Here is a 10,429-nt window from a genome sequence, read left to right on the forward strand (position 1 = left end):
TATTGAATAGTTATTAAAATTTATAATTAATTCAATTTCGTAAAAAAAAGGGCTTAAAATTATGAAGTTGATATTTTAGAATACGTTATATTTTTAACTTCTATTTATTTACGTTTAATTGATTGTAAAAGTGAAATTTACATCTTTTTTATAATAGTTCTAAATTATTAGAATATAACTAAAATATATCATCCTTTGATGAGAAATCGTTACTATAAACGTAATTTTGTATGCCAAATTATGATTAATTACAATGCTTTTTAACTAAAAATTTGTGTGATAATAAAAATTTAAAAAGTAATTTCAATCACTTTAATTATTGATTAAGTGATAGTTATTGTTTTTAAATGGCAACTTTACAAAATTACATACTTAGTTTGTATTCTGATAACAGTGGTTACCTATGCCAAAAATGATTTTTTGTTGAAAAATAATTAGGCATAAGATGTAACGATACAGCGAAGTGTTATTATATAATTCATTTTGATTGGATGAAATCAGGTGTAAGTAGCTTGATTTTAAACAATCTTTAATATTAAAAGAAAAGATAGATAATTATGAGTCTTTACCAAGAGTATCTTAACGAGATTGAAGAAAGAAAAGGTCAAGGTTTACATCCAAAACCAATTGATGGTGCAGAATTACTAAGTGAAATCATTAATCAAATTAAAGATGTTAACAGCGAATACCGAGAGGATTCTGTTAAATTCTTTATCTATAACACGTTGCCAGGTACAACTTCTGCTGCAGGTGTAAAAGCAAAATTTTTAAAAGAGATTATTTTAGGAGAAGCAACTGTTGCTGAAATTACACCAACATTTGCATTCGAATTGTTATCTCACATGAAAGGAGGTCCTTCAATTGAAGTTCTTTTAGATTTAGCTTTAGGAAATGATGAAGAAATTGCAAAACAAGCGGCGGAAGTTCTTAAAACACAAGTTTTCTTATATGATGCAGATACAGCTCGTTTAGCTGATGCTTACAAAGCAGGAAACACAATTGCAAAAGATATTTTAGAGAGCTACGCAAAAGCGGAATTTTTTACAAAATTGCCAGAAGTTCCAGAAGAAATTAAAGTTGTAACTTATATCGCTGCAGAAGGGGATATTTCTACTGACTTACTTTCTCCAGGAAATCAAGCGCACTCTCGTTCAGACCGTGAATTACACGGAAAATGTATGATGACGCCTGAGCAACAGCAAGAAATTGTTGCTTTGAAAGCGAAACACCCAGATGCTTCTGTTATGTTGATCGCTGAAAAAGGAACAATGGGGGTAGGGTCTTCTCGTATGTCAGGTGTAAACAACGTAGCATTGTGGACTGGTAAACAAGCTTCTCCTTATGTACCTTTCGTGAACATCGCACCTATCGTTGCTGGAACAAACGGAATTTCTCCAATCTTCTTAACGACAGTTGACGTTACTGGTGGTATCGGTATCGACTTACAAAACTGGGTGAAGAAAGTGGACGAAAACGGAAACGTAGTTCGTAACGAAAACGGAGACATCGTATTAGAGCAAGCTTATTCAGTAGAAACTGGAACAGTATTGACAATTAATACGAAGACTAAAAAATTATACAACGGAGATAAAGAATTGAAAGATATTTCTAAATCGTTTACTCCTCAAAAATTAGAATTTATCAAAGCAGGTGGATCTTATGCTATCGTATTTGGTAAGAAAATTCAAACATTTGCTGCTGAAACATTAGGAATCACTGCTCCAACAGTATTCGCTCCTTCTAAAGAAGTTTCTATCGAAGGTCAAGGTTTGACAGCTGTAGAAAAAATCTTCAACAAAAACGCAGTAGGTGTAACTCCAGGAAAAGTATTGCACGCTGGATCTGACGTTCGTGTTAAAGTAAACATCGTAGGTTCTCAAGATACTACAGGTTTGATGACAGCGCAAGAGTTGGAATCAATGGCAGCAACAGTAATCGCTCCAACTGTAGATGGTGCTTACCAATCAGGATGTCACACTGCATCAGTATGGGACAAAAAAGCGCAAGCTAACATCCCTAAATTGATGAAGTTCATGAACGACTTCGGGGTAATTACAGCACGTGACCCGAAAGGAGTTTACCACTCAATGACAGACGTTATCCACAAAGTATTGAACGATATTACTGTGGACGAATGGGCTATCATCATCGGTGGTGACTCGCACACACGTATGTCTAAAGGAGTTGCTTTTGGTGCCGATTCTGGAACTGTAGCATTAGCTTTGGCAACTGGTGAGGCTGCAATGCCAATTCCAGAGTCTGTAAAAGTGACTTTCAAAGGAGAAATGAAACAACACATGGATTTCCGTGATGTGGTTCATGCTACGCAAGCGCAAATGTTGAAACAATTTGACGGTGAAAATGTATTCCAAGGTCGTATCATTGAGGTACATATCGGTACATTATTAGCAGATCAAGCGTTTACATTTACAGACTGGACTGCAGAAATGAAAGCGAAAGCATCTATCTGTATTTCTCAAGATGATACATTAATCCAATCGTTAGAAATTGCAAAATCTCGTATCCAAATCATGATCGAGAAAGGAATGGATAACAAAAACCAAGTGTTACAAGGATTAATCGATAAAGCTAACAAACGTATCGAAGAAATTAAAACAGGTGTTAAACCTGCTTTAACGCCAGATGCAAATGCAAAATATTACGCGGAAGTAGTTATTGACTTAGATATTATCGAAGAGCCAATGATTGCTGATCCAGACGTAAATAATGCGGATGTTTCTAAACGTTATACACACGATACAATCCGTGACTTAACTTACTATGGTGGTGATAAACACGTAGATTTAGGTTTCGTAGGATCTTGTATGGTGCATAAAGATGATTTAAAAATTGTTTCTCAAATGTTACGTAATGTAGAGAAAGCGAATGGTAAAGTTGAGTTTAAAGCGCCTTTAGTTGTTGCTGCACCTACATATAACATCATCGATGAATTGAAAGCAGAAGGTGATTGGGAAATGTTACAAAAATACTCAGGATTTGAGTTTAGCGACTTGTTACCTAAGTCAGAAGCACGTACAGAGTATGAAAACATTATGTACTTAGAGCGTCCTGGTTGTAACTTATGTATGGGTAACCAAGAAAAAGCGGAAAAAGGAGATACAGTAATGGCTACATCTACACGTTTATTCCAAGGTCGTGTGGTTGAGGATCGTGATGGTAAAAAAGGAGAATCTTTATTAGCATCTACACCAGTAGTTGTTTTATCAGCAATTTTAGGACGTATTCCTTCTATCGAAGAGTACAAAGCTGCTGTTGAAGGAATCAACTTAACAAAGTTTAAACCAATTTCTATGAACTAATCGTTCGTGAAAGAGAATATAATCATGGCTGATCTATTTTAGATCAGCCTTTTTTTATGTGTTAATCTTAAATGAGTTAGGGTTGTTTTAAAAAGATTATAATCCTCAAAAGATGTTAAATATTAAATAATTCAGTATATTGGGGTATATTTTTTGATGAATTTAAACCAATAAAATAAAAACAATTATTATGGCATTTGATATAAATATGATCAAAGGCGTTTATGCTAAAATGCAAGAACGTGTTGATGCTGCAAGAGCTATCGTGGGGCGTCCTTTAACGTATTCGGAGAAAATTTTATATGCTCACTTGTTTGATGGAAATCCAACACAAGCATACACAAGAGGCGAGTCTTATGTAGATTTTGCACCAGATCGAGTTGCAATGCAAGATGCAACTGCTCAGATGGCTTTATTACAATTTATGCAAGCTGGTAAAACCAAAACAGCTGTTCCTTCTACAGTTCACTGTGACCACTTGATTCAAGCTAAAGTTGGTGCAAAAACTGATTTACAAGAAGCAATTAATAAATCTTCGGAGGTATTTAATTTCTTAGAATCTGTTTCAAATAAATATGGTATCGGATTCTGGCAACCAGGTGCAGGTATTATTCACCAAGTGGTGTTAGAGAACTATGCTTTTCCTGGAGGAATGATGATTGGTACCGATTCTCATACGCCAAATGCAGGTGGACTGGGGATGGTTGCAATTGGTGTTGGTGGTGCTGACGCTGTTGATGTAATGTCTGGAATGGCATGGGAGTTAAAAATGCCAAAATTAATTGGTGTTAAATTAACAGGTAAATTATCAGGATGGGCAGCACCAAAAGATGTTATTCTTGAAGTCGCTGGATTATTAACTGTTAAAGGTGGAACAGGAGCTATTGTAGAATATTTTGGTGAAGGAGCAGAATCTTTATCTGCAACAGGAAAAGGAACTATCTGTAACATGGGTGCAGAAATTGGAGCAACGACTTCAATCTTTGCTTATGACGACGCTTCGGAAAGATATTTAAGAGCTACAGATCGTAATGACGTGGCAGATGCTGCAAATCAACATAAAGCTTACTTACGTTCGGATGATGAAGTTTATGCAAATCCAGAAAATTTCTACGATCAATTGATTGAAATTAATTTATCTGAATTAGAACCTCGTTTGAATGGACCTTTCACACCAGATTTGATGACACCAGTTTCTAAAATGAAAGAAACAGCAGCAGCTAATGGTTGGCCTTTGGATGTAGAATGGGGATTAATCGGATCTTGTACAAACTCATCTTACGAAGATTTATCTCGAGCTGCTTCTATCGCTCAACAAGCTTTAGACAAAGGATTGGAAGTAAAGTCTTCTTTCGGAATTAATCCAGGTTCAGAAGTTGTTCGTTATACAGCAGATCGTGATGGTTTGTTAAAAACGTTCGAAGATTTAGATGCAGTTATTTTTACGAATGCTTGTGGACCATGTATTGGGCAATGGGATCGTGAAGGTGCTGATAAAGAAGAAAAAAATACAATCGTTCATTCATTCAATCGTAACTTCAAAAAACGTGCAGATGGAAATCCAAATACCTATGCATTTGTAACTTCTCCAGAAATGGTTGCGGCAATTGCAATTTCAGGACGTTTAGATTTTAATCCACAAACAGATAAGTTGATTAATAAAAACGGAGAAGAGGTTATGCTTGATGCTCCAAAAGGAGAGGAATTACCAAGCAAAGGTTATGAATATGAAGATAATGGATATCAAGCACCAGTTGAAGACGGATCGAAAGTAGAAGTTATTGTTAATCCATCTTCTGAGCGTTTACAACTATTAGAAGGTTTCAAACCTTGGAATGGTGAAAATATTACAGGAGCAAAACTATTAATCAAAGCATTCGGAAAATGTACAACAGACCATATCTCTATGGCGGGACCTTGGTTACGTTTCCGTGGACACTTGGATAATATTTCGAATAATACTCTGATTGGTGCAGTAAATGCATTTAACCAAGACGTCAATTCAGTTAAAAATCAATTGACAGGTGAATATGGTCCTGTACCAGATACGGCGCGCGCTTATAAAGCAGCTGGAGTACCATCTGTAATTGTAGGAGACGAAAACTATGGAGAAGGTTCTTCACGTGAGCATGCTGCAATGCAACCTCGCCATTTGGGAGCAGTAGCTGTATTGGTTCGTTCTTTTGCACGTATTCATGAAACAAACCTTAAAAAACAAGGGATGTTAGCATTGACATTTGCAGATAAAGCAGATTATGATAAAGTACAAGAAGATGATACAATCAACTTTGTAGACTTAACAGAGTTTGCCCCAGAAAAACCATTAACAATCGAATTGGTGCATGCAGATGGATCTAAAGATGCAATCTTAGCAAATCATACATATAATGCACAACAAATTGAGTGGTTTAAAGCAGGTTCAGCATTAAACTTAATCAAAGCACAACAAGCTTAATTAATTTAAGTTTTTAAATAAATGAAACCGACACAGGAATGTGTCGGTTTTTTTGTTGTAAATTATTGAAGAAAATTTTAGATCAAAAAGTAATAAATAAAAAAAACCTCAATCGAAATGATTGAGGTTTTAAGCAGTGGTGCCTCCAGGAATCGAACCAGGGACACAAGGATTTTCAGTCCTTTGCTCTACCAACTGAGCTAAGGCACCGCCTTAATTGTGATGCAAATATAGAGCGAAAATCTATTCTACCAAACATTATTTAAAATATTTTTTAGCCGAAAACGCTATCTTGTTCATTTACCGAGAAATAAATTTAAAATATTTTTTATCTTTACCGAAAATAAAGGGGTTTAAATATTTTAATAGAGATTTAACAGCTCATTTTTGCAATCTAATTTTTACAATTCGCAACAAATCATCATATTTGCGTCTTAGAATTCTATTATACATTCATAATGAAGTGGATTATTTGTAGTTTATCACTATTAAGCGTGGTAACAATAAAAGCTCAATCAATATCAGTTTCTCCCTATTCGGCTTACGGTGTGGGGGAGCAATTATTTGATAATAATACGGAACAAGCTGGTATGGGCGGTATTTCAACAGTTCCTACGAATCCTTTCGGTCAAAGTGCAAACTTTTCAAATCCGGCAGCTAACCAAAATTTGCGTATGACGACTTTCAACGCGAGTGGAAGTGGAACAAATTATAATTTCAAATCTGGAACAGACAAAGAAAACGCGGGTCGTTTTAACGTTTCTAATATCTCATTAGCATTCCCTGTTGGAGAAAAAGGAAGTTTTGGATTAGGTTTTCAACCTTATTCAGCGCTTGGATATGATATCATGAATACATCAGAAAGAAATGATGTTAAACAATCAGTCCAAATGAAAGGAGAGGGTGGATTAAATAGTATTCATGCTTTTTACTCGAGAAATCTTGCCAAAGGATTTTCTTTAGGGCTACGCGTTAATTATTTATTCGGAGAGTTAAAACGTAACGAAGTCTTAGCTGTAGATGGAGCAAGTTTAGCTGTTGATTATAGTGATAAATCTAATTATCGTGGCGCTCAATTTACGTTAGGATCAATGTATACAAAGAAAATTGGTAAAACAAATAATTTGTATGTAGGAGCAACTTATACATTAGGTACCAACCTAAGAACAGATGTTACAGATCTTACAACGACATATAGTTACATTGGATCTACTCAAGCTTCTTTGGACACAATTTCGTTAAAAAGAATTGATGATGGTAAGACAAAAATTCCTCAAATCTTTACATTAGGAGCGGCTTATACAAAAGATAATACATGGTCGTTAGCAGTTGAAGCTAAATACAATAGTTGGAAAGATTTCTCTCAACCATTAGAGGGAGAAAATACAGTAATGACTTCAAATGTTGATTATAAAAACAATGTACGATTAGCAGTTGGTGGATACTGGATTCCAGATTACAATAGTTACAAAAGTTATTTTAATCGTGTAACTTACCGTGCTGGTATGTATTATCAATCGGCTCAATATTCTATTTACGGAACAGATATAGACGCTTACGGAGCAACATTAGGGTTCGGATTTCCAATCGGAAAACAAAATGACGGTTCTATGATGAATGTTTCTTTGGAATATGGACAAAAAGGAAAAACAACAAACAACTTAATCAAAGAAAACTATTTCGGTGTGAAAGTTGGATTTGATATCAACGATATTTGGTTTAGAAAAAGAGTTATTGACTAATTTTGGACAAACAAAAATTGTATAAAAAAGCAGATGAAAAAGTTTTGATTAAATCAAGTATAATATTTGGTTTAATGAGCATTTTCGTTTTGCTTTTTTCTTGTAAAAAAGAACTTCCTCCTATCAACAAAAAGAAGGTCGAATTTCCTTCGCGCACACTTATTAACGCCAATATTATTAACAAAGATTCGGGAAGAATCTCTGGAAATTTGCGTTCTCCTTTAATCGAAATGTACGAAACGGTTGATTCGCCTTACACAGTTTTTAGAAAAGGATTAGACCTTGACTTTTATCAAAAAGGAAGTACAAAACCTGGATATTTTCAGGCAGATTGGGGAAGATTAAGTGATGTCACAGGAATCTATGAAGGTAGAGGAAATGTAATAATCGTAAATGAGAAAGGTGATTCGTTGAAAAGCGAACAATTATTTTGGAATAAAAAAAATAAAACAGTTTATACATCGAAAGAAGTTTACTTAATTAGCAACGAAGGTGATTCGTTAACAGCGAAAAACGGTTTGCAAGCTACAGATGATTTAGAAACCTATACTTTATTCAATAATCAAGGATTTAAGTACGTAGATGATAATCAAAAATTCTAAATCACGTTAAAATAATTAACAAAAAAGCGAATACTTGTCGCTTCTTCTATTTTATTATTCAATGTATTGTCGTATTTTCGCCACCTATTATAGAAATAACATTAAAATAAAACAATGGCAGTTTTAGGAGAAATTCGTAAAAAAACTTGGCTGATCTTCGTTGTAATCGGAGTTGCAATGTTAGCTTTCGTTGCAGGAGATTTATTCGGAGAGAATTCAAAGATTAGACAATTATTTACTGGAGATCCGTCTGTAGTAGGTACAGTAAACGGTGAATCTATTGGTATTGCAGAGTATCAAAATGCATACGATCAAACACAAAAGATGTATGAAAACCAAGGTCAATCTGCAACTCCAAATCAAATTGCTCAACAAACTTGGAATGGCTTAGTTAGTCAAAAAGTGTTGAAACAACATGCTGAAAAATTAGGTTTAAAAGTTTCTGATGACGAATTCTGGGGTTATGTTGCACAAAACTTTGGAATGGCATCTGGTGCTGAAGCACAGCAACAAATTGCACAGTTAGAAGCTAATGCCGCTGCAAGTCCAGAAGCTCAACAACAATACAGAGGTTGGTTGCAAACAGCAGAACAAATAAAATTACAAATTTTATCTCAAAAATATTTTGGATATGTAATGGCTGGTACAGCGGTTACAAACAAAGAAGCAGATATTCAACAAGGGTATAATGTGTCGAATGCAAACATTCAGTACGCGTTTGTAGATTACGCAACTTTATCTAAAAAATTAAATGTAAAAGTAACTGACGAAGAAATTTCTGCTTACGAAGCAAAATATCCGAAGTTATTTAAAGCAGAAGGTTTAGTAAAATTAAGCTATACATATTTTCCTGCTGGAGCCTCTTCTGCTGATGAAGCAGTTGCTTTAGAAAATATCAAAAAATATTTAGGTACTCAAATTATTCATGACGAAGTGAATAATGTCACAGATACTATTCAAGCTTTTAGTGCTGCAAAAAGTGATTCAGTTTATGTTACTCAAAATTCTGAGAAACCATTTATCCCGAATTTCTTTACAAAAGCAGAATTAGAACAAGCGCAATTAGGACCAGAAGCGACAAACTTCTTGAAAACTGCTGCGGTTGGACAAATTGGAGGTCCTTTCAAAGTTGGAAATACGTATCAATTGTACAAACTTTCTAAATCGAAAGAAGTAAAAGATTCTGTAAAATCAAGCCACATTTTAGTTGCTTACACAGGAAGCGCTGCTGGAAGTGGAGTGAAACGTACAAAAGATGAAGCAAAAAAATTAGCAGAAGGAATTTTAGCTGATGTAAAAGCTAATCCATCTTCTTTTGGTGAAGTTGCTGCAACAAAATCAGACGATAAATCATCTGCTATTCAAAAAGGAAGTATTGGTTGGGTTGGAAAGAATAATCAATTAGATCAATCGTACAACGGATTTATTTTTACAAAACCAGTTGGAACAGTTGATTTGGTAGAATCTCAGTTTGGTTTCCATATCATCAAAGTTGATGAAGCAAAGAATAAAACAGCTTATCAAGTTGCAAACATTGTAAAAACAATCGAGCCTTCTAAAGCGACAACAGAAAAAGCATTTACAAACGCAAGAACTTACGTTCAAAATGTAGAGAATAAATCACTAAATGATTTCAAGAACCTTGCAAAAAAAGGAGGTTATTTAAATAATACAACAGAGGGTATTGAGCGTTATGCTGCAATTGGACAAGACATTCCAAATGATCAAGATGCGGATATCTTAAAATGGGCTTTTGACAAGAAAACTGAAACAGGAGCAACAAACTTGTTTACATCTTCTACAGGAGATTACATCGTTGTTCATTTAGTTGAAAAATTTGACAAAGGTTTAGCGCATCCAAGTGTTGTTCGTCAATATGTAGAGCCAATTTTAATGCAAGAGAAAGTGGCTAAATTGGTAGATGAGCAAGTTGCGAACGGAGGTTTAAATGCTTTTGCATCTAAATTTGGAGCGAAAAAAGGAAATGCAACAGTTAACTTTTCTAATTCTAATTTAACTGGAATTGGTTTAGAGCCTAAAGTTGTTGGAGCTGCGTTTGGAGTTAAACCAAATCAATCTTCTAAAGCAATTGCAGGTAATGCAGGAGTTTTCTATATCATTCCTTCAAATCAACAAATTCAAAAGAATCAAAAAGGTTCAATGATCTTGGATAACTTAAATCGTCAATTACAAGGACGTTTCCAACAAACATTGTTACAGTCATTGATTCAAGCTGCTGATGTGGTTGATAACCGCGACAGAGCTTTACGTTAAGATTTAAAATTTCTTATAATAAAAAACTCCCAAGCT

Annotated in this window: 5 protein-coding genes and 1 tRNA gene; 5 read left to right on the top strand and 1 reads right to left on the bottom strand. The window is 34.7% G+C overall.

Translation table 11 applies throughout. The features are described from left to right. The first annotated feature begins 557 nt into the window (after positions 1 to 557). Complete coding sequence (locus tag Q0616_RS03355) at positions 558 to 3,320, top strand: bifunctional aconitate hydratase 2/2-methylisocitrate dehydratase (protein WP_298775105.1); 2,763 nt, start codon at positions 558 to 560, stop codon at positions 3,318 to 3,320. Between the two features lie 190 nt (positions 3,321 to 3,510). Continuing rightward, entirely contained in the window at positions 3,511 to 5,775 is a 2,265-nt protein-coding gene (locus Q0616_RS03360; protein ID WP_171623785.1) for an aconitate hydratase, read from the top strand. Positions 5,776 to 5,912: 137 nt separating this feature from the next. On the opposite strand, the gene Q0616_RS03365 is transcribed toward Q0616_RS03360, so the two are convergent. Then, positions 5,913 to 5,985: transfer RNA gene (locus tag Q0616_RS03365), tRNA-Phe, on the bottom strand. Between the two features lie 248 nt (positions 5,986 to 6,233). On the opposite strand from Q0616_RS03365, the gene Q0616_RS03370 reads away from it, so the two are divergent. The 3 genes from Q0616_RS03370 (at position 6,234) to Q0616_RS03380 (ending at position 10,393) form a co-directional block, all read left to right on the top strand. Further along, the gene (locus tag Q0616_RS03370; protein ID WP_221411987.1) at positions 6,234 to 7,517 is read left to right on the top strand and encodes an aromatic hydrocarbon degradation protein; all 1,284 of its coding nucleotides are present in this window, start codon (positions 6,234 to 6,236) and stop codon (positions 7,515 to 7,517) included. A gap of 44 nt (positions 7,518 to 7,561) precedes the next feature. Continuing rightward, entirely contained in the window at positions 7,562 to 8,119 is a 558-nt protein-coding gene (gene lptC / locus Q0616_RS03375; protein ID WP_262902959.1) for an LPS export ABC transporter periplasmic protein LptC, read from the top strand. Positions 8,120 to 8,233: 114 nt separating this feature from the next. After that, entirely contained in the window at positions 8,234 to 10,393 is a 2,160-nt protein-coding gene (locus tag Q0616_RS03380; RefSeq protein ID WP_225539607.1) for a SurA N-terminal domain-containing protein, read from the top strand. Positions 10,394 to 10,429: the final 36 nt, after the last annotated feature.

This window comes from uncultured Empedobacter sp. (assembly GCF_937930195.1).
Classification (GTDB): Bacteria; Bacteroidota; Bacteroidia; order Flavobacteriales; family Weeksellaceae; genus Empedobacter; species Empedobacter stercoris.